A 17,247-nucleotide genomic window follows, 5' to 3' on the forward strand; every position below is an offset into this window, starting at 1 on the left:
CATGAAAGCAGTCACTTACCAAGGAAAAAATACAGTAGTCGTAAAAACAGTAGAAGCCCCGAAAATTCAAGATCGTGAAGACGTCATTATTAGAATAACGTCCACTGCTATCTGTGGGTCGGACCTGCACCTGTATCAAGGAAACTTCCCATTACCAATAGGCTATATCATCGGGCACGAACCAATGGGAATCGTAGAGGAAGTGGGCCCGGACGTGACAAAGGTGAAAAAGGGCGACCGCGTTGTCATCCCATTTACCGTTGCGTGCGGGAGATGCCATTACTGTGAACACGAGCTGGAAAGTCAATGTGATAACTCTAACCCCCACTATGACTCTGGCGGCTATTTCGGCTATTCCGAGAAATTCGGAAATCACCCAGGAGGACAAGCAGAATACCTGAGAGTGCCGTTTGGCAACTTTACCCCATTCCTGATCCCGGAGGACTGTGAGCTGGAAGATGAATCACTCCTCCTCTTATCAGACGTTCTGCCAACTGCCTACTGGAGCGTGGTGAATGCCGGTGTGAAAGAGGGAGACACGGTCATTGTCTTAGGCTGCGGACCAGTTGGTCTCATGGCCCAACAATTCGCCTGGCAACAAGGTGCCAAGCGAGTTATCGCCGTCGATTACATCGGCAACAGGCTCCAGCATTCCAAGCAATACATGCAAACAGAAGTCTTCGATTTCACTAAATATGACGACATGGGCGAAACCCTCAAGGAATTGACCAAAGGCGGAGCAGACGTTGTCATCGACTGTGTCGGGATGGACGGGAAAAAATCTCCGCTGGAATGGGTCGAGCAAAAAATGAAACTTCAAGGCGGGACACTTGGACCGATTCAAATTGCCACCAAAGCCGTGCGAAAAGCAGGGACGTTACAAATTACAGGTGTTTATGGTGGATTGTACAATATGTTCCCACTAGGACCGTTCTTCAGCCGGAACATCAATATCAGAATGGGGCAGGCGCCGGCGCGTCACTTTATGCCTCACCTATATGATCAGATTAAGAGTGGGAAGATTGATCCGACTAAGATCATTACACATAAAATGTCGCTGGATGAAGCCGCACATGGATACGACATTTTTAACAAAAAAGAAGATGACTGTATTAAGGTAATTTTGAAGCCTTGATTATTTCAGGTAAAGGTGAAGTGGGTTGAGGGGACAGGTTCCTTGACCCATTTTTTTGTTATCTGTGTGGTAGTATAGGTAGGTTCTTCTTACGAATCATCGAAAAATGCACTTTTTTCGAAAAAATAGCCATTTGTGGTGAGGAATTTTAGGTTCGGACAACTTTTATTTTCATTCGGCCAAAAAATGATGGAAATCACGAGAGGTTCGGTCAAAGTAGACAGGGGTTTGGACAACTTTTCACAGGTTGAATTTTTGGTTCGGTCAAATTCGCGAAAACTTCGGTCAACTTTCCAAAAACTTCGGTCAAAATCGGAAAATCTTTGGTCAACTTTCCAAAAACTTCGGACATTTACCTAAAAGGCATGCAAGTGACCACATAGATTACCTTTATTTCATCTATCACTCTGTTATTTTGAAATAACAAAAATTAAACAAACGTTGGTTTAAACCAAAAATCAACTTTGTAATAATAGACTTTAAATCCATTCGTCAAAGCTCAACCATTTTCGCAATCCATACTAAAATAATACCCGGCCATCACTTCAAACAACTTCCCGCCAAAACGGGGCCACCGTACCTGTCCCCTCAACCCAAAAACTCCTTGCACAATTATGTCACACCGTGATATAGTCAAACTACGACATATGTCACAACGCGACACACTCGAAGAACAGAGGTGACCACATTGGATTTATCCAAGATTATAAAAAAGTACATACCCATGACAGAAACGGCGTTCTATATTTTGTTGTCATTGACAGAGCCGCGACATGGCTATGGCATTATCAAGCATGTAGAAGAGATCTCAAATGGCAGAATCCGCCTGGGTTCCGGGACCATTTATGGAACATTGACGAAGATGCAAAAGGATGGGGTTATTACGGTGTTTGCAGATGCCGAGCGAAAGACGGTGTACGAAATCACCGATAGCGGCAAAGAGCTGATCACAGCAGAAATAGAGAGACTAAAGGAGCTTCACGGAAACGCATTGAAGTACGAGGGGGAATTCCTATGAAATCAATCATCAAACCACTATGGAGTTATGATGTGCAAAAAACAGAACAATGGCTCACCGACCAAGCGAAGGAAGGTTATCACCTAAAAGAACTGCACCGCTCCAAACGACGCTTCACATTCGAAAAGTCCCTACCCAAAGACGTTACCTACCGAATCGGTTATGACAAAATAAAACCCGCAACCCTGTCCAACACCATGCGCAACGACGGCTGGGGAAAAGTCACCCAAACCGGCAAGTGGTATGTCATCGCAAACGAGAGACCAGAGGGAAAAGTGAACACTTCCACGAGTCGCGACGCCATCATCAAACGAAACAACTTTATCTTTTACGGATTCATGGCCATCCTTCTTTACATGACTTTTGCAACACTAGTTAACGTGGCCCTCTTCACCACCGCCTATATCGCAAGCGACGGCATCGTGGAAGTAGAAGAGAGCCCATTCTGGATCATCACGTACATCGTCGGAACTTTAGCAACCGCCTTCTACTTTTTCATGATATACTCCGTCTGGAAAATAAAGAGGGCAAACAAAGCACTATCACAAGAGAATCAAACAACCTATACCCCACACCACACCCTAGAAAAGAAAAAACTTACCAAAGCAGAAGAAAAACAACTAAAGCGCGATGGTATCATCATCAAACGCCGCAAGTTCGGTTGGATGTACTCGCCGGACAAACTTGAAAAATGGCTAGAGCAACAAGCTACTGAAGGAAACCGTCTTCACCGCGTCAACAAACTTGGCACCACATTCTATTTTAGAAAAGGCGAACCGCAACACATCAAATATAGTGCCGACTACCAAAATCTCTCGAACGACAGCTATTTCGAGATTCATAGACAAGCAGGCTGGAAGGACGAATTCAGTTCCAAGGGTGCCCTCCAAAAATGGACGATCTGGAGCAAGGAATATGAAGAGGGCGAGACACCACCAGCCTTGTACAGCGATAAAACTCACAAGCTCAAGCAAGCGAAGAAAGTAGCTTTTTCTTATACCATGCTGTTCCTGCCACTCGTACTTATGTACATTTTTATTGCCAGCATGAACTTAAGCTATTTGCTCCAACAAGGGGGGGGCTGGACCTTAATGAATACAAATACAGTGATGTTTTTCCTATTAATACTAGTATTTGGTACATTTATTACGAAGACTTGGATGTATTACTTTAGGCTGAGAAGAGCTTGAGGCTAGAATAAGAAATAATAAAATGACCATTAGAACCTACAATGGTTTTAATGGTCATTTTTATAGATGTTCTACAATTTACTAATCCTGTTTCATCAAAATTCCTCACTGCTTTTTTCCGGTGTAAATGCAAATATTATCCCAATGGTATTTGGTGGAACGCTGGCAAGCAGGAACCACCAGTTGCCGGTAGTTATAGATAGGATTGCAAAACAAATAACGGACAAGGCCACAATGAAAATACCGAATTTGACTTTAGAGGGCTTCAACGGCTCTGACATATTCATATTGATGGACAAAATCATGCCTGTAAAGCCCCAGCTCGCCATGTGTACTACCATAATGACAGCAAGAACGATGGCGGGCTTTAACTCCATACCGAACATAATCAACGTAAATAATAAATAAATGGTAGCAAGGGTGAAGAACCAAGAAATGGCTCGTGCCTTTTGCCAAATATGAGCATGCAGTTCATCCAACCCACGCTGCTTTTTGGCCATTCGGCGTCCAAACCACCAAGCTAATATACCTATCACAGCTCCTCCATATAATCCTACCAACCCACCAATTTGTACCTCCATTATTCTTCTCCCCCTTCTTCTAAAATAAAGACCTCTTCAATGATGCAATCGAATACCTTTGAAATGTTATATGCTAGTTCAAGTGATGGATTGTACTTTCCCGATTCAATCGCAATGATGGACTGTCTTGAGACGCCTACCTGCACGGCTAGGTCCTCTTGCGTCATCTTCGCAGCTTTGCGCAGATCTTTAATCCGATTTTTCAAATTTTCCACCCCTCCGATTATTTTTGTAAAGCTAGCTTTACAATCGGTTGTAAGTAAAGCGTACTTTACATTTTATAATATGTCAAGGGGACTTTACAAAATGAAGTGTATGGTGGAAGAGTTGTGGGGACAGGTAGCGTGACCTACTAGCCAATAAGGTGAAGGAGGATAGTTTATCAGCAATTCGAAAAGGGTTACAATGAAGATATAAAAATAAAAGGATATGATAGTTATGGAAGAAAGAATCAAGGAGCTAACACTCTTATTATTGTACTTAACATCATGGGAAGAAAAGAATATTCCAAGAGAAATGCGACGAAGTTGGAAAGGGTATGACTTCGAAGCCTTAAACCAATTAAGCGAACAGGACTTACTTCGTGGGGGAAACCGTTCGAAATCCGTATATCTAACAGAAGAGGGTATAGAAGAAGCGAAAAAACTAGTTGAAAAGTATATTGGACAATTAGACAGCAACTAAAAGACAGGGGCGGAGGAAATTATCACCGCCCCTGCCTACGTGTAACTCCATGGACCGGCTCCTCTACTTCCTCGATAGGACCGCCTTAAAAACAGAACGAAGAATTAATTCCACCACTAAAGTTACAACCCCCGTCCATACAATCGCGAAATTCATCCCAATAGGAGCAAACCAAGACCCATTTGGAGGAGTGATAAACGCAGCTCCTAACCAAATGGAAACAAAGATAGTGATTAAATTTACTAAAATAATATAGCGGATCTTAACTTTTAAAGTTAAAAAACCTATCAATCCAGCAAAAAACAAGGAGACAATAAATAAGAAATCAGCACTCTCAGGATACTGCGAAATTTCATAGTAATGAAACAAAAACGGCATAGGAATTAGCGAAACTAGCACCCACAAATGTCTAATAAAAACTCCCCCCAAAATGTTTGCCTATGTATCATTACCGGTAGCGTGCCGGTTCCCTCAGCCTTCTTCATTCATCACTTCAATCAATTCCTTATACACCTTCACAAAATAAACCTCTAAAACTTCCCCTAATTTACCGTCAAGCTGCCAATATTCGCTGTCGGCCTTCTCGATTATGGTATAGAATTCTTCCTCAGGGATCTCGCCATTTTCTAAGGCTTGATAGAGCTTCCACATCTGCAGGCCATACTTTTCTTCTATTAAAGCATATTCAGTTGCGTTAATTTCCTTAAGAGCCCGCACCAATTCTTCAAAATAACGGTCTACCCCTAACGCTTCTATATGCATAGAACACCAGTTAAATAGGCCCTCATGTCCTCCACTTTCCAACTCAGAGTAGTAATGGTAGACCATAAAAGCTTGATTAGCAGTTTCATTGTCCGTAGGAAATTCGTATTCGCTCAGTAAAGAAATCATCGCATTCCAAATGTCTTCATTGGTCATAAATTCTGTATTATTTTTATGTGCCAAATGGATCCCTCCAAAATTTCTTACTAACAGTGGTAATGCTGTAACATTATGTAATATGATTATATCAGATAGCATCGTATTAATTGGACGGAAGGAGAATGGTATGAGTCACAAAAAAATAATTTTCATCCTGAGTCTAGTGGTAGCGATCGGTATTGCATTTACTCCTGTTATTGGCATCAGACATGACGCCGATGGGATTATCTATTTTGGATTTCCTGCTGACATGTTTGTGTATTACGGAAATGGAGGGTGGAGTACAAGCAGTCTAGGGCCATTTTTCAATATAGCCTTTTTTTATGTGATATTTTTGCAGTTATACAAATTGATAACGAAAAAGAAGCTTGTAAAAAATATAGATAAATAGATTAAAAGGGGGGGTTACATTGTACTTATTACTATCCATTATTTTGACCATTATTTTAGGTGGTGTATTACTCATGATGGGGCCAGTGGCAGGAGGTTTACTGGCATTCGCAATAATCACCGGTACCTTATTTAGAGGCTTGTATCTCCTAAATGACATCCACAGAAGGATCACCAAAGATGAGCCCAAACCTGATCCGGTCAAAGAAGCTTATGAAAACTATTTGAAAGAGAAAGAAAGAACAGTCCAAGGATAGAGGGAGTTGCACCGGCAAAACGGGTCACGGTGCCTGTCCCCATGGACCATGGAGGTGTCTATGAAAAAATACGGTTTGTTCTTTATTTCATTCTTCGCTGCAACTTACATAGTTTTAGTTGTTTTGGGGGTAGGAGACACATTCACAAAAGGTATCCATGTTTTCATCTTAGCTATAATTGTCACCATTATTCACTGGATGTGGGATAGTTTCACCAAGCCAACCAAACAGAAAAGGTCAGAGTAATGGACAACAAAAAACGGGTCACGGTGCCTGTTCCCATAGACCACTAAGGAGAACGAAACGTTGAGAAAAACCAACATTCAACCATGGACCAAAGAATGGGAAATTGCATATGACCGAGAACAAAAGCTGTTAAAAGAAATACTAAAAGATGAATTAGTAAACATTTTTCACATCGGAAGTACATCTGTACCGGCAATCAGTTATGCCAAACCCATCATTGATATGTTGATAGTGGTAAAAAATATTGAAAAAGTTGATCGGTACAATGAAGCATTACGAAAAGTGGGGTATGAACCGAAAGACGAGAACGGGATCGCAGGGAGAAGGTACTTCTCAAAAGGCAAGCAACACAGAACACACCATGTACATATTTTTCAAGTCGGAGATGAACATATACAAACACACCTGGATTTCAAAATGTATCTAATGGCACACCCTGAAGACGCAAAAGCATATGGAGAGTTGAAACTTAAATTAGCAGGGCAGTTTCCTGAAGACCATCATATGTATCAAGAGGGTAAGCAGGAGTTTGTGAATGAATTGGTAGAGAGGGCGAGAAGTTGGAGGGCTAATAGATGATGGATGTGTTACATATTATTCGAAGGCCGATAGATATACCGCTCTCCAAGTCGCTCGCCATTTCATATAGGGTGGGGGATGTTATAGATTTATTGGTAATCGGAAAAATCTATTGGATGCAAAAAAATAAGTGTAAAAGAAGGGATCAGCATGATTGGAAGAAAAGTCATAGCAGCTTTAATTTCTGGTTTATTAATGATTGCGATGTATTCCATTTTTGTTGGAATAGGGATAGGGGTTTTCTTTGGCATGTATTTGCTGCCCATTATTTTTATTTATGGCATACCATCTTCTATGTTGTCCGAGTACGCTACTAAAAGCCTGACAGGAACAAAGCGAATAATCGTCGCTTTGCTCATTCACCTTTTCTTAGCAGCAACGTTCGTACCAATACCAATGTTAATTTCAGGCTACAAAATAGACTCATGGTTCTCGGAGGCAACTGATTTGTTCGATGTATTCTTATTCATTCATGCTCTAATAGCAGCCTTCCTATTTTGGCTTACAGACGAATTAATGAAAAATAAAACCTGCCAAATAAAACGCAGAAAGTATTTAAATTGGATTGGTGATTTAAAAATATAATGAATGGAAGCAATTACTTATCTAAAATAAACAACAAGTTGGTACGGCCCTCTATAAAGGATCAGCGTCTATTTTACTTGTCTAAGTGAAGGAAATTTATTATAGGGATTTTAGATTATGAAATAATTGGTATTAAGCAATCGGGCAGGATTATAGAACAAGATTTTAGTATAGAATGAGGGTGAATGAATGGACAAAGTTGAAGAGAAATTAAAAGAAACTGATAAGAAAAGACGAACTTTCACATTATTGATACTGGTTTTTATTATTGGAGGAATAACCACCCCTTTTATTAAATTACCTGTTAATGCTGCTGGTTTGTTAGTTCCGTTTAAGGTTGAGTCTGCAACGTACGTTCCGATAGATGTAGAAAAACAATATTCTAAAATTAGTGGTTTTAATAGAGTGAAAACTATATATGAAAATCAAGAAGAGTCAATTACAGTGTGGGCTACAAGTGAAATTGGCTGGAATAATGTATCAAATTGGGATGAACAAATAACACTTAATGACGGTACAACTGCATATTACAATGTTACTGATGATAACGTTCATATGATTAGCTGGAGAAAAGATGGAGTCGAATATGCGATTGATTATAAAGGAGTCAAAGTAATATCGAAAGAAAAATTGATCACAATGGTTCAATCGATAGAGTAATAAAGTGAAGATTTTCCATTATATAGGAGCGATTGCTGAATGGCAATCGCCCCTTGTTCAAGTTATGGGCGGTTCACTTAATGAAGATACGTTAGAAGATGGGAGGAAATATTATAAATAAATCGTTAATTGCAGTATTGTTTGCAACTACTTTAATAATTTATATGTTTACTAGTTGCGGTGTTGCTGACGGGGGAAGAGTGACTGCCAGAGATGTATTGAAACAAAACAAAGATGCGGACATTATTGAGTATGACGGCAAAATTTTTAGCAATGTGACAAATTTGGATTGGTTCGAAAATGATACGGAGAATATTTCATTTTCTAAAGATAACTATATTGGTGAAATCCAAAAACAGACCACCAGTAGCTTGCTGTTTAATGATCTTAGTGCAACCAAATTACCAAAAGGAACAAAAGTTTATTCAATAGATGAAGAAGGTTCTGGATTGTTGCTTGTTGAATTTCAAGGAGAAGAACTTTATTATATGGAACTCCTTGAAGGATAGTAATGACTATTCAACTATCTAGGAGCTTTAATGGGGCAAGTATTATTAAAAAAGAACGGGCAAAAGCATCATCAGCTACTGTATAGAAATAAACCCGTTAATGTATTCTAGCAGGTTTATATATTTGGATAATACAGTAGTAATCTTATCTAAAGGAGAATGACTATGGCTCAAATATCAATTCAAGAATTAACGACGAAAAACATGTATAAATGCCTAAAACTAAAGTTAGCGGAGGATCAAGTTAATCGAATTGCACCTAATGTATATTCAATAGCAGAGTCTAAGGTAAATCCCAATTTTACACCGTACGCAATACATTTGGATGAGGAAGTTATAGGTTTTGTGATGACGGAATATGATCCAAACGAGATTGAAGAGAGGAAGTATTGGATTCCTAGGTTTATGATTGATGTCTCTTATCAAAGTAGGGGACACGGGAAAGAGGCGATGCAACAAGTTGTAGAAATGCTCAAAAAGAATGATGATTGTCATTATATTGGCCTCTCAACAGAGCCAGATAATTATACGGCACTTCGATTCTATGAGTCACTTGGATTCGTAAACACAGGCGAGTTGTTAGAGGAAAGTGAAGTTATTTTACTATTAAAAGTATAGACGGTAAAAAAAGATTTATTTATCAATATCCCTCTTCAACCAACTGGGAGCGATTGCAGCATAGCTTGTCGCTCCTTATTTTGGTATAGGAGCAGGCTAGTGGAAGAATGAATAAATAAGGGGGATTATTGTGGATATTGCGGTATATCTTACTTTAATATTTTCATTGATCATATCAACTTCATTTTCCATTTGGATATCCTCACAAAAAGCCAATAAACGGTTAGGAGTATTAGCAGCACTTTTGATCAATACGCTTCTTTTATCAATCGCTACATTTGTCTTTTTCAAAATATTCAATGTTAAACAAGTAGAAGGACCTTTTTCAAGTTTAGGTATTCTTGTATTTGCTTTTTGCATTCCTGTATTCACCTTTATTAACTTTTATATCCTTGAATTGATAAATGGGAAAAATGTAATCACAAAAAACTAAACTGGATTTAAATTTATAAACTTTAGTGGCAGTATCATGAGCTTCACAAGTTAAAAGTCATATTTCATAAGGAGATATTAACTTGAAAATAATTGCACTTTTTCTATCAATCTTTTCAATAGGAATAGCATTCCTCCATTTAAATATTGCACTATTAATTTTTGGTGCAGCATTGCTACTATTTGGATTTAGCAATTTGAAACTAAAAAACAAGACTTTCGGATACATCTATTTAATTTCTGGAGTAGTTTTTATAACAGCGGTAAGTATTAGCATTTCATTCTAGAATCTTATTCAACTATCTAGTAGCGTTTGCAGCACAATGAAACGCTAGCTACTTACTTAAGAATTAATTGCCTAGGACGCGCTGAATAACGAGGAATTATTGTTGTTAAGAAGGAAGTGGTACTTTGTCGGAAATTCAGTTTTTAGCCTCAACAAAGCCCTTTATTATCCCAAAGGAAATGGTAGAAAATAATGGCGTTTTTTTTGAAAATGGATGGAGTTTCTCTGTCTATGATTTAGATCCATATTGGATAAAAATAGTTCAAGAAATTTTAACGTTGCCATATTTATATGAAGCAAGGGGGTTGGGCAACAAAGACTTCTGGACTTATATTGATAAATATATGGAAGTAGGAGATGTTCTTGAATTATATAGAATCCCTGTACAACAATGGTATCAGGAATCCATTCGAAATGTCTTAGAAAACTCAAAGCACATTAAAATCAATATTGGAAGCCGTACATATCAAAATGAGTATGGGATATTTAGACTTAATGAAAAAACATTGTTAGAAGAATTATCGCATCGTATTTTAGTTACAGAGTATGGTGTTACAACAATTGAAAATTATTAGAGTTGTAGTGATTCCAACGTAGTGGAAAGGAGAGGTTATGAATAGAAAAGTGGGTCTTTTTATATTGGTTTTCTTTTGTTATTTAGTATGGCTGTATCTTGCAATACATGAATCTTCTGTAAATGACTGGTGGACCGTTAATGAGATAAAAGAGAGAACGGAAGATACTATTGGAATAAGTGTATCAAATGTGAAGGTTATTGTTGGTACGGTGATCTTCATTATTGGTGGAGCGATTCTCTACTTGTTGATAAGAAAAAGGAAGTAGATATTGATCCGGTTAAATGTAAGCTTTTAATAGATGGGGAGATGTCTTTTGAAAGAAGAAAGAAACAAAAAATACTTATACTTATTAGCAGGATATGGAGGTCTCATGTTCTTAGGTGTAGCCATCTTAAGAAATTTATTATTTTTTCAAGATACACTGGGGTACGTGCTAACTACGTTCGGATACATTTTCTTAGTGTCCTATGTTAAATTTGCTGATGAAAAAATAGGTGCGACGAAAAGAGATAAGATCATTTTTAGAACAGGACTTATGGTTATTCTTGGAGTGGTTGCCCTCTACTTTTATCAACAGCATTCCATTAACGGTTGGACAGAATATTAAATGCGAAGGTTATGAGGTGAGTTATATGAAAGATCCTATCAGAATAATGTTATTAGGCATCGCAATATTAATTATAAGTATATTCATTCAGAACATACCTACAGGCGAGACAGAGTCTGTTTCAAACGTCGTGCAAGTTTATTTTTGCAATTGGGGTTATCACTACTTTAGTTAGGTTTTTTTAAGAAATAGTGACAAGGAAGCGAACAAGCAACAACACTCTATCCATGTAAAGGGCAGAAAGTAAGGCGTAAGCTATAAATAGGGGGGAATTGAATGTGAAGAAAATATACCTAATTATATTTGTTTTAATGACAGTTTTTTCTTAGTGCCTGTGGCAGTAATACGTGGGTGTTAGAGAAAGATAGATTAGATGAAGTGGCAAGTGTAAAAAACTATGTAGAGCAACTACAAAATGACAACACAGATTTTCGAGGATACAAAGTTTTTACTATATCAGAAGGTAAGAAAATGGTGGTCGTTTCATCAGGTACAAGTAACCAGACTCTAAAATTTAAAGAAGCAGATGTCTCCAATAACAGCACGATCATAACTGTTGAGGAAGAAAGTAGAAAAACAGAAGAAAAAAATTCTTATATTCTAATAGGTATAGATGAGATTAAGGGAGAATTTTCTGTGGTAAATGAGAGTGGGGAAGAATATAAAGAATTTGAATAAGCGTCTACCAGATAATTTCTTGGAATAACAAAAATCAAACAAACGTTTATTTAATTTTAATTTCTCTATTATAACAAAAGCTTTAATCTCCCTTCGTCAAACCTCAACCATTTTCGCATGCTATGTTAAGAAAGTATTAATTGGTTATTTTAGTTATTTAGTTTGGTAATACGCATCCACAATACCTTTCATAGTTTTGATCCATCGCCTACCAGAAACTGCTAGCAAAAGGCTACGATGTGCTCCCTAGTTTAAGACGTTTACAATCTCATATGACCATTGCTCTTATACTGGTGTCTCACCAATCAATCTACCTGCATAATGCACAGATAAAAATGGGTCACGGTGCCTGTTCCTTCTATAAATTGCAGAAACCTATGATGAAACTTTTCATATTCATACGCGTATATATCTCAAAGATAAAGATGTAACCAGAGGAGGAGTGTTTACATGGTAGATCCATATCAAATGAGTACTGGTGGAGACCCTATGTTTCAGATTGTACCAATTTTTATTGGCATTATTTTTGTGATTGTTATCGGTAGTATCTTGATTTCAGTATTCAAAGGGATTGGTCAGTGGCAGAAAAATGAGCAGTCACCAAAGCTAAGTGTGCCAGCAGTTGTTACTTCAAAACGGTTAGATGTTACGAAAAGGTCTAATATGCATCATCACAACGACACCCATCATCACCATTCTTCCAGCACACATACAAAATATTTTGTGACGTTCGAGTTCGAGAGCGGTGACCGTTCGGAGTTTCACGTTTCTGGTAAGGAGTATGGGTTACTTTCCGAAGATGACACTGGAGTATTAAGTTTTCAAGGGACTCGGTATTTAGGCTTTGAGCGGAACAAAGGGAATATACCAGGAGGGGGGGATTACCAAGGTGACTACAAGTGAAAAAGAAATTCTACTGATGAATAGTGACAAGTATTTTAATAGATTACTTGCAATTATTGAATCCGTACCCAGTAGAAAAAGAGGCATTTCCATTGAAACGCTAGAAAGAGATAAGAATTTCCGTGATGTTGTCATGCACCTGTATGAATGGCATGCGATGCTGGAGAGATGGTATAGGGAAGGAATGGACGGGGATATCCCGTTAATGCCGGCACCCGGTTATAAATGGCGTAATATCGGGCTACTCAATATGAGAACATGGGAAAACTACCAAGAAGTATCATTAAATCAAGCGATAAAGAAATTAAAGTTAAGCCATGAGCGAGTAATGGACCTAATTAGATCACACACCAATGAAGAAATCATGACAAAGAAATACTATAAATGGACAAAAACAAGTAATCTATACAGCTATTTTTCAGCAAATACTTCTGACCATTACGTTTGGGCTATAAAGAAATGTGAGGGGATTGCAAAGTCTATAAATGGGGTGGAAGAGGAGCAGGTTGTAAAATAAAAGTTTAATAGAAAAATGGGGAAATAGAAATGGGAGGTTGAGGTGTAAGTATTGATCATTATAGTGATTATTATTGTTCTCATTACCCTTTTATCCATAGAAGTGCAGTTAAGGCGAGCCAACAAACATAATGAAGAAATAATTGAGTTGTTGAGAGAGATAAAGGATAGAGTGGAGTAAGGAGTGATTAGATGAAAAAGGGGAAGTTAATCGTTTTAACTGGTGCAACAGTAGTCATATTTTTTGTAATGCTGCACTCAAATCCAACTACTGCATTACGGACAAAAGTATTTTTTATGGGGTATCCGAAAGCTGCTTTTACGTCTGAAATTGTAGAATATGAATATGGTAACCTTCATGATAAGGATAGTAAGGGATATGTATTTACAGAGCCCCCTATGGAAAAAGCAACCCAAGGTTATTTAGACACTTATCAAGTGAAGAAGATGGGCATTTTTTATTTTGCTGAATTTATCAAAGACGTTTGATATTTTGACTCTGTAAATAAGCGTACATGTTATTCAATAACAACATAGCATTTTACTGAAAAAGGCGCTATCCATAAAAGGAGTAATTGGGCAGGATAGTTAAGTAAGAACAATTTTAAGTAAAGGAGATTAAAATGCTATTATTTATACTTTTTTATATTTTGGTTATCCCAATATGTGTCCTATTGCATGAAATAGGTCATGGTTTAGGAGTTATTTCCCTTTCAAAATCTGACGTGCATATTTATCTTGGAAAAAGAACTAAGGAAAATAAAGAAAACTTCAGAATAGGAAGGCTTCACTTTCATATAGTTTGGTCATATGTAGGCTTCGCTTATTGGGAAGGAAATTTAAACAAACGTCAGAGGACTGCAGCTTTGGCAGGTGGACCGGTCATGTCGTTGCTACTTGTATTTATCTTTGGATTGATAGCGTTGTTGGTACCTCAAGGAGATTTACGTTCATTTTTTTTAGGAGCAACGTTTTTAAATCTTTCCATGTTTTTTTTTACGATAATCCCTATGACTTATCCTCGTTGGATGGGGTCTTTACATGGTCATCCGTCTGATGGACTGCAACTGTTACGACTTCTAAGAAAGTAACGATTATCAAACTCTTTATTAAATTAAATAGGGCTTTTAAGGAGGAAAAAATGATGAATGGCTATGGTACACTACATGCTTTAAACGGGCGTTCTGCTTTAAAATTTGAACGGTTTTTCCCTCGTAATCCAGAAGAAGTTTTCCGTGTCATTACAAATCCTAGTCACTTCTCCCAATGGTACCCTTTTGCAACAGGGGAGATGGACCTCAGACTTGGTGGTGAGATTGCCTTTGATGACGGGGAAGGAACGACATATACGGCTACCATTACAGAGTTGGAAAAACCATATTCTTTCGGTTTTCGTGAAGTTGATGATCTGATAAACATTTCGTTACGGGAAGAGGGTAAGGGTTGCCGAATGACCTTTACACATACTTTTGACGATGCTTCATGGGCAGTTAATACAGCGGCAGGATGGCATAGGTGTCTGGATGTACTTAACCAGATAATCAACGGACAACCGGTTAAATGGAAAGATAATTCAGCAGAGTTAAGGGATTATTATCGGGAAGTATTAAAATAAGAATTATAAGGATGTGATTATAGTGGGATCATTTAATCACAAGGATTGGTAACTTTTATACTAATAGTTTCTGTTGTCCTGTTTTTCTGTTGGATGATTTTCAAAAAGATTAAGAGATAATACATATTAAAGATAGCAAGGGAGTTTAACATGAAAATTGATTTTTTAGCAAACCATCCGGATAAGACAAAAGTAGTTGCTGAGATGATTTATGAGGAGTTTGTAGTAAAAACAGATAGTGTTATGCAGTTTGAAGATGTTGTTAAACACTTTTCAAATACGCATACAACTATCTTTCCCATAACACTTGTGGCTATAGAGAATGATGAATGTCTAGGAACTGTATCGATCGTAGAAAATGATTTGAAGATAAGAAGTATGTATAAACCTTGGCTTGCGTCTTTATATACAAAACCTGAGTATCGTGGTAAGGGAGTCGGACAACTATTAAAAAGTAAAACGTTAGAAGTAGTTAAGGAATTAGGGTTTAGTGAACTTTATTTAAGAACGGAAGATACATCTGAGTATTATAGAAAAAGAGGATGGACATTTATTGAAACGGTTGCTGATGATAAATACGAAGAGATTCATGTCTTTAAGAAAAGCGTGAAGAAAAGTTAGCTTTTTGCATAAATGCCGACAGTGAAAGGGAGATGTTATGAATAGAAAAGTCGGACTTTTTCTATTGGTTTTCTTTTGTTATTTAATATGGCTATACCTTGCAATATATGAATCTTCCATACATGACTGGTGGACAGTTAAGGAGATAAAACAGCGAACGGAAGATACTCTTGAAATAGGTGTATCAAATGTGAAGTTTATTGTTGGTACGGTAATCTTCATGTTAGGTGGAGCGGTTCTCTCCTTGTTGAAAAGAAAAAGTCTATGAGTCAACTTCGGGGGTACTTATGAAAACACATTATTATTTAGGTTGGTTCATCAATTTCATTCCTGAGGATTTGACGAGGGTGCTGCAGGAGGATATTACGGATAGGAAATCGATTGCCATGATTAGTTCGAATCCAGATATGTACGAAGAAGTTGGCGCTGTTGAACGTTCGTGGCTTGATGTGGCGGGCATTACATTTGATGAATATCATTAAATTAATTATCAGGTCCAGAAGGTTGATGCTCATACATTACTTGAGAAGGCTTCAGTCATTTTTTTATTGGGCGGAAATCCGGTAAAACAAAATGATTTTCTGATGGAATATGAATTATCAGAGCCAATTAAACAAAGCAAAGCAGTTGTGATGGGAGCTAGCGCTGGTGCAATTAATATGTCCGCCAAGTGGTTATGCTCGAAAGAACTTGGGTTTGAAGCGGAAACAAGCTCTTTATTAAATGGAGTAGGCCTCGATGGTTTTTCCGTCCTTAATCATTATGATTTAGAAAATAACACTGATCTGGTACTAAGCGAGTTGTCGCCGTTGTCCAAAGAAATGGTCATTTATGCGTCAAACAAAGATTGTGCAATTCGTGTAAAAGGAGATCGAATCGACATTTACGGGAATGTGTATGTAATTTCTGATTCCGTCATTCAGAAATTAGATGCGACACTCTAGTCCTATCAGAATAATGTATGCTATAGGAATCATCACTACCTTAAGAGGTTTTTTTCAATAGAAGGAGCTTAACTAGATGAAGGAATTTAATGTTCGTAATTTCCGTTATATTATAAGACAAGCTAACGAGAAAGATGCAAAGGATTTAGCTGAAATAAGAGTGCAAATAGATGGCGAAACGGAAAATATGGATAGAGAAAAAGGCGAAGGATACATAGATGAGTTAGGATTCAAACAATTGATTAAGAAGGATAATGAAACATCGCATAATCTTTTCTTGGTTTGCGAAATGAACGGAAGCGTTATTGGATTTTCTAGGTGTGAAGGCAATCAGTTGAAAAGGATGGCTCATAAAGCTGAGTTTGGTGTTGGTGTTTTAAAGGGTTATTGGGGATATGGCATTGGTACCAATTTGTTAAAAGAAACAATAACATGGGCTGACACGAACGACATGAGGAAATTGACGTTGAGTGTGCTTGAAACTAATGAAAAAGCAATAATGCTCTATAAGAACTATGGTTTCCAAGAAGAAGGAGTATTAAAAAAAGATAAACTGCTTTCAGACGGAAAATATTATAATACCATATTAATGGCAAGGTTTAAGGAATAATGGCTACTTATAATAGATTGGTAAAGTATGTTAAAATATCATAGTATAATTTATCTGAATTTTTCAAACATAGGAGGCAGTCCA

The 17,247-nt window shown here is 37.6% G+C and carries 29 protein-coding genes and 1 pseudogene; 26 read left to right on the forward strand and 4 right to left on the reverse strand.

Annotated features, from left to right (window positions below; genetic code table 11):
- Window position 1: 1 nt before the first annotated feature.
- From M313_RS0120850 to M313_RS0120865, 3 genes are all read left to right on the forward strand, one after another.
- The gene (locus M313_RS0120850) at window positions 2–1,135 is read left to right on the forward strand and encodes a zinc-dependent alcohol dehydrogenase (RefSeq protein ID WP_010199839.1); all 1,134 of its coding nucleotides are present in this window, start codon (window positions 2–4) and stop codon (window positions 1,133–1,135) included.
- Between the two features lie 724 nt (window positions 1,136–1,859).
- The gene (locus M313_RS0120860) at window positions 1,860–2,153 is read left to right on the forward strand and encodes a PadR family transcriptional regulator (RefSeq protein ID WP_050780708.1); all 294 of its coding nucleotides are present in this window, start codon (window positions 1,860–1,862) and stop codon (window positions 2,151–2,153) included.
- Window positions 2,150–3,343 (forward strand): DUF2812 domain-containing protein, encoded by a 1,194-nt coding sequence (locus tag M313_RS0120865; protein WP_010199845.1) that lies wholly within the window; start codon window positions 2,150–2,152, stop codon window positions 3,341–3,343. Before M313_RS0120860 ends, M313_RS0120865 begins: the two co-directional genes overlap by 4 nt.
- Before the next feature lie 95 nt (window positions 3,344–3,438).
- On the opposite strand, the gene M313_RS0120870 is transcribed toward M313_RS0120865, so the two are convergent.
- Window positions 3,439–3,924, reverse strand: coding sequence for a hypothetical protein (locus tag M313_RS0120870; RefSeq protein ID WP_010199847.1), 486 nt, complete (start codon window positions 3,922–3,924; stop codon window positions 3,439–3,441).
- Complete coding sequence (locus M313_RS0120875; RefSeq protein WP_010199850.1) at window positions 3,924–4,130, reverse strand: helix-turn-helix transcriptional regulator; 207 nt, start codon at window positions 4,128–4,130, stop codon at window positions 3,924–3,926. The genes M313_RS0120870 and M313_RS0120875 overlap by 1 nt, the downstream gene beginning before the upstream one ends.
- Window positions 4,131–4,362: 232 nt before the next feature.
- On the opposite strand from M313_RS0120875, the gene M313_RS0120880 reads away from it, so the two are divergent.
- Complete coding sequence (locus tag M313_RS0120880) at window positions 4,363–4,608, forward strand: DUF6429 family protein (protein ID WP_010199852.1); 246 nt, start codon at window positions 4,363–4,365, stop codon at window positions 4,606–4,608.
- A gap of 471 nt (window positions 4,609–5,079) precedes the next feature.
- Here the strand turns inward: M313_RS0120880 and M313_RS0120890 are convergent, their stop codons facing one another.
- Window positions 5,080–5,553, reverse strand: coding sequence for a DMP19 family protein (locus tag M313_RS0120890; RefSeq protein ID WP_010199859.1), 474 nt, complete (start codon window positions 5,551–5,553; stop codon window positions 5,080–5,082).
- Between the two features lie 103 nt (window positions 5,554–5,656).
- Between M313_RS0120890 and M313_RS0120895 the strand changes: the two genes are divergently transcribed.
- From M313_RS0120895 to M313_RS0120930, 8 genes are all read left to right on the forward strand, one after another.
- Window positions 5,657–5,920 carry a hypothetical protein gene (locus M313_RS0120895; protein ID WP_010199862.1) on the forward strand — a complete coding sequence of 88 codons (264 nt, stop codon included), beginning with the start codon at window positions 5,657–5,659 and terminating at the stop codon, window positions 5,918–5,920.
- Window positions 5,921–5,939: 19 nt separating this feature from the next.
- Complete coding sequence (locus M313_RS0120900; RefSeq protein ID WP_010199863.1) at window positions 5,940–6,176, forward strand: hypothetical protein; 237 nt, start codon at window positions 5,940–5,942, stop codon at window positions 6,174–6,176.
- 60 nt (window positions 6,177–6,236) lie between these two features.
- Window positions 6,237–6,422 carry a hypothetical protein gene (locus M313_RS0120905; protein ID WP_010199865.1) on the forward strand — a complete coding sequence of 62 codons (186 nt, stop codon included), beginning with the start codon at window positions 6,237–6,239 and terminating at the stop codon, window positions 6,420–6,422.
- 60 nt (window positions 6,423–6,482) lie between these two features.
- A complete protein-coding gene (locus tag M313_RS0120910) occupies window positions 6,483–7,001 on the forward strand; it encodes a GrpB family protein (protein WP_010199866.1) in 519 nt (172 codons plus the stop codon).
- Window positions 7,002–7,151: 150 nt separating this feature from the next.
- Window positions 7,152–7,586, forward strand: coding sequence for a hypothetical protein (locus M313_RS0120915; RefSeq protein ID WP_010199867.1), 435 nt, complete (start codon window positions 7,152–7,154; stop codon window positions 7,584–7,586).
- A gap of 189 nt (window positions 7,587–7,775) precedes the next feature.
- Entirely contained in the window at window positions 7,776–8,246 is a 471-nt protein-coding gene (locus tag M313_RS0120920; RefSeq protein ID WP_010199872.1) for a hypothetical protein, read from the forward strand.
- A gap of 98 nt (window positions 8,247–8,344) precedes the next feature.
- The gene (locus M313_RS24260; RefSeq protein WP_010199873.1) at window positions 8,345–8,755 is read left to right on the forward strand and encodes a hypothetical protein; all 411 of its coding nucleotides are present in this window, start codon (window positions 8,345–8,347) and stop codon (window positions 8,753–8,755) included.
- A gap of 165 nt (window positions 8,756–8,920) precedes the next feature.
- Entirely contained in the window at window positions 8,921–9,373 is a 453-nt protein-coding gene (locus tag M313_RS0120930; RefSeq protein WP_010199875.1) for a GNAT family N-acetyltransferase, read from the forward strand.
- Between the two features lie 96 nt (window positions 9,374–9,469).
- Here M313_RS0120930 and M313_RS26015 read toward each other — a convergent pair whose 3' ends face one another.
- The gene (locus tag M313_RS26015) at window positions 9,470–9,733 is read right to left on the reverse strand and encodes a hypothetical protein (RefSeq protein WP_010199877.1); all 264 of its coding nucleotides are present in this window, start codon (window positions 9,731–9,733) and stop codon (window positions 9,470–9,472) included.
- A gap of 155 nt (window positions 9,734–9,888) precedes the next feature.
- Here M313_RS26015 and M313_RS0120940 point away from each other — a divergent pair, with 155 nt between their 5' ends.
- From M313_RS0120940 to M313_RS0121005, 14 genes and pseudogenes are all read left to right on the forward strand, one after another.
- On the forward strand, window positions 9,889–10,092 hold the full coding sequence (locus M313_RS0120940; protein ID WP_010199879.1) for a hypothetical protein: 204 nt from the start codon (window positions 9,889–9,891) through the stop codon (window positions 10,090–10,092).
- 124 nt (window positions 10,093–10,216) lie between these two features.
- Entirely contained in the window at window positions 10,217–10,666 is a 450-nt protein-coding gene (locus M313_RS0120945; protein WP_010199880.1) for a hypothetical protein, read from the forward strand.
- 37 nt (window positions 10,667–10,703) lie between these two features.
- Window positions 10,704–10,934 (forward strand): hypothetical protein, encoded by a 231-nt coding sequence (locus M313_RS0120950; RefSeq protein ID WP_010199883.1) that lies wholly within the window; start codon window positions 10,704–10,706, stop codon window positions 10,932–10,934.
- Window positions 10,935–10,982: 48 nt separating this feature from the next.
- Window positions 10,983–11,276, forward strand: coding sequence for a hypothetical protein (locus tag M313_RS0120955; protein WP_010199885.1), 294 nt, complete (start codon window positions 10,983–10,985; stop codon window positions 11,274–11,276).
- Window positions 11,277–11,627: 351 nt separating this feature from the next.
- The gene (locus tag M313_RS25640) at window positions 11,628–11,954 is read left to right on the forward strand and encodes a hypothetical protein (protein ID WP_010199887.1); all 327 of its coding nucleotides are present in this window, start codon (window positions 11,628–11,630) and stop codon (window positions 11,952–11,954) included.
- Window positions 11,955–12,404: 450 nt separating this feature from the next.
- Window positions 12,405–12,857: a DUF2500 domain-containing protein gene (locus M313_RS0120965; RefSeq protein ID WP_010199889.1), complete on the forward strand. Its 453-nt coding sequence runs from the start codon at window positions 12,405–12,407 to the stop codon at window positions 12,855–12,857.
- On the forward strand, window positions 12,844–13,374 hold the full coding sequence (locus M313_RS0120970; protein ID WP_010199890.1) for a ClbS/DfsB family four-helix bundle protein: 531 nt from the start codon (window positions 12,844–12,846) through the stop codon (window positions 13,372–13,374). The genes M313_RS0120965 and M313_RS0120970 overlap by 14 nt, the downstream gene beginning before the upstream one ends.
- A 191-nt stretch (window positions 13,375–13,565) precedes the next feature.
- The gene (locus M313_RS24275; protein ID WP_010199895.1) at window positions 13,566–13,862 is read left to right on the forward strand and encodes a YjcN family protein; all 297 of its coding nucleotides are present in this window, start codon (window positions 13,566–13,568) and stop codon (window positions 13,860–13,862) included.
- Window positions 13,863–13,996: 134 nt separating this feature from the next.
- Entirely contained in the window at window positions 13,997–14,464 is a 468-nt protein-coding gene (locus tag M313_RS0120980; RefSeq protein WP_010199896.1) for a zinc metalloprotease, read from the forward strand.
- A gap of 50 nt (window positions 14,465–14,514) precedes the next feature.
- On the forward strand, window positions 14,515–14,988 hold the full coding sequence (locus tag M313_RS0120985) for an SRPBCC family protein (RefSeq protein WP_234946590.1): 474 nt from the start codon (window positions 14,515–14,517) through the stop codon (window positions 14,986–14,988).
- Between the two features lie 150 nt (window positions 14,989–15,138).
- Window positions 15,139–15,609 carry a GNAT family N-acetyltransferase gene (locus M313_RS0120990; RefSeq protein ID WP_010199901.1) on the forward strand — a complete coding sequence of 157 codons (471 nt, stop codon included), beginning with the start codon at window positions 15,139–15,141 and terminating at the stop codon, window positions 15,607–15,609.
- 37 nt (window positions 15,610–15,646) lie between these two features.
- Complete coding sequence (locus M313_RS0120995) at window positions 15,647–15,877, forward strand: hypothetical protein (RefSeq protein WP_010199904.1); 231 nt, start codon at window positions 15,647–15,649, stop codon at window positions 15,875–15,877.
- Between the two features lie 19 nt (window positions 15,878–15,896).
- Window positions 15,897–16,553: pseudogene (locus M313_RS24280) on the forward strand (Type 1 glutamine amidotransferase-like domain-containing protein).
- Between the two features lie 76 nt (window positions 16,554–16,629).
- Window positions 16,630–17,163, forward strand: coding sequence for a GNAT family N-acetyltransferase (locus tag M313_RS0121005; protein ID WP_010199908.1), 534 nt, complete (start codon window positions 16,630–16,632; stop codon window positions 17,161–17,163).
- The last annotated feature ends 84 nt before the right edge of the window (window positions 17,164–17,247 follow it).

The organism is Bacillus sp. m3-13, assembly GCF_000175075.1.
In the GTDB taxonomy this organism is placed as follows: Bacteria; Bacillota; Bacilli; order Bacillales; family Bacillaceae_I; genus Sutcliffiella_A; species Sutcliffiella_A horikoshii_C.

Excerpts from the sequence above, each read along its gene's own strand:
- M313_RS0120850 (WP_010199839.1), top strand. The coding sequence starts at position 2 with ATGAAAGCAGTCACTTACCAAGGAAAAAATACAGTAGTCGTAAAAACA.
- M313_RS0120860 (WP_050780708.1), top strand. The coding sequence starts at position 1,860 with ATGACAGAAACGGCGTTCTATATTTTGTTGTCATTGACAGAGCCGCGA.
- M313_RS0120865 (WP_010199845.1), top strand. The coding sequence starts at position 2,150 with ATGAAATCAATCATCAAACCACTATGGAGTTATGATGTGCAAAAAACA.
- M313_RS0120870 (WP_010199847.1), bottom strand. The coding sequence starts at position 3,924 with ATGGAGGTACAAATTGGTGGGTTGGTAGGATTATATGGAGGAGCTGTG.
- M313_RS0120880 (WP_010199852.1), top strand. The coding sequence starts at position 4,363 with ATGGAAGAAAGAATCAAGGAGCTAACACTCTTATTATTGTACTTAACA.
- M313_RS0120895 (WP_010199862.1), top strand. The coding sequence starts at position 5,657 with ATGAGTCACAAAAAAATAATTTTCATCCTGAGTCTAGTGGTAGCGATC.
- M313_RS0120905 (WP_010199865.1), top strand. The coding sequence starts at position 6,237 with ATGAAAAAATACGGTTTGTTCTTTATTTCATTCTTCGCTGCAACTTAC.
- M313_RS0120915 (WP_010199867.1), top strand. The coding sequence starts at position 7,152 with ATGATTGGAAGAAAAGTCATAGCAGCTTTAATTTCTGGTTTATTAATG.
- M313_RS0120920 (WP_010199872.1), top strand. The coding sequence starts at position 7,776 with ATGGACAAAGTTGAAGAGAAATTAAAAGAAACTGATAAGAAAAGACGA.
- M313_RS24260 (WP_010199873.1), top strand. The coding sequence starts at position 8,345 with ATGGGAGGAAATATTATAAATAAATCGTTAATTGCAGTATTGTTTGCA.
- M313_RS0120930 (WP_010199875.1), top strand. The coding sequence starts at position 8,921 with ATGGCTCAAATATCAATTCAAGAATTAACGACGAAAAACATGTATAAA.
- M313_RS26015 (WP_010199877.1), bottom strand. The coding sequence starts at position 9,733 with ATGCAAAAAGCAAATACAAGAATACCTAAACTTGAAAAAGGTCCTTCT.
- M313_RS0120950 (WP_010199883.1), top strand. The coding sequence starts at position 10,704 with ATGAATAGAAAAGTGGGTCTTTTTATATTGGTTTTCTTTTGTTATTTA.
- M313_RS0120965 (WP_010199889.1), top strand. The coding sequence starts at position 12,405 with ATGGTAGATCCATATCAAATGAGTACTGGTGGAGACCCTATGTTTCAG.
- M313_RS24275 (WP_010199895.1), top strand. The coding sequence starts at position 13,566 with ATGAAAAAGGGGAAGTTAATCGTTTTAACTGGTGCAACAGTAGTCATA.
- M313_RS0120980 (WP_010199896.1), top strand. The coding sequence starts at position 13,997 with ATGCTATTATTTATACTTTTTTATATTTTGGTTATCCCAATATGTGTC.
- M313_RS0120985 (WP_234946590.1), top strand. The coding sequence starts at position 14,515 with ATGATGAATGGCTATGGTACACTACATGCTTTAAACGGGCGTTCTGCT.
- M313_RS0120990 (WP_010199901.1), top strand. The coding sequence starts at position 15,139 with ATGAAAATTGATTTTTTAGCAAACCATCCGGATAAGACAAAAGTAGTT.
- M313_RS0120995 (WP_010199904.1), top strand. The coding sequence starts at position 15,647 with ATGAATAGAAAAGTCGGACTTTTTCTATTGGTTTTCTTTTGTTATTTA.
- M313_RS0121005 (WP_010199908.1), top strand. The coding sequence starts at position 16,630 with ATGAAGGAATTTAATGTTCGTAATTTCCGTTATATTATAAGACAAGCT.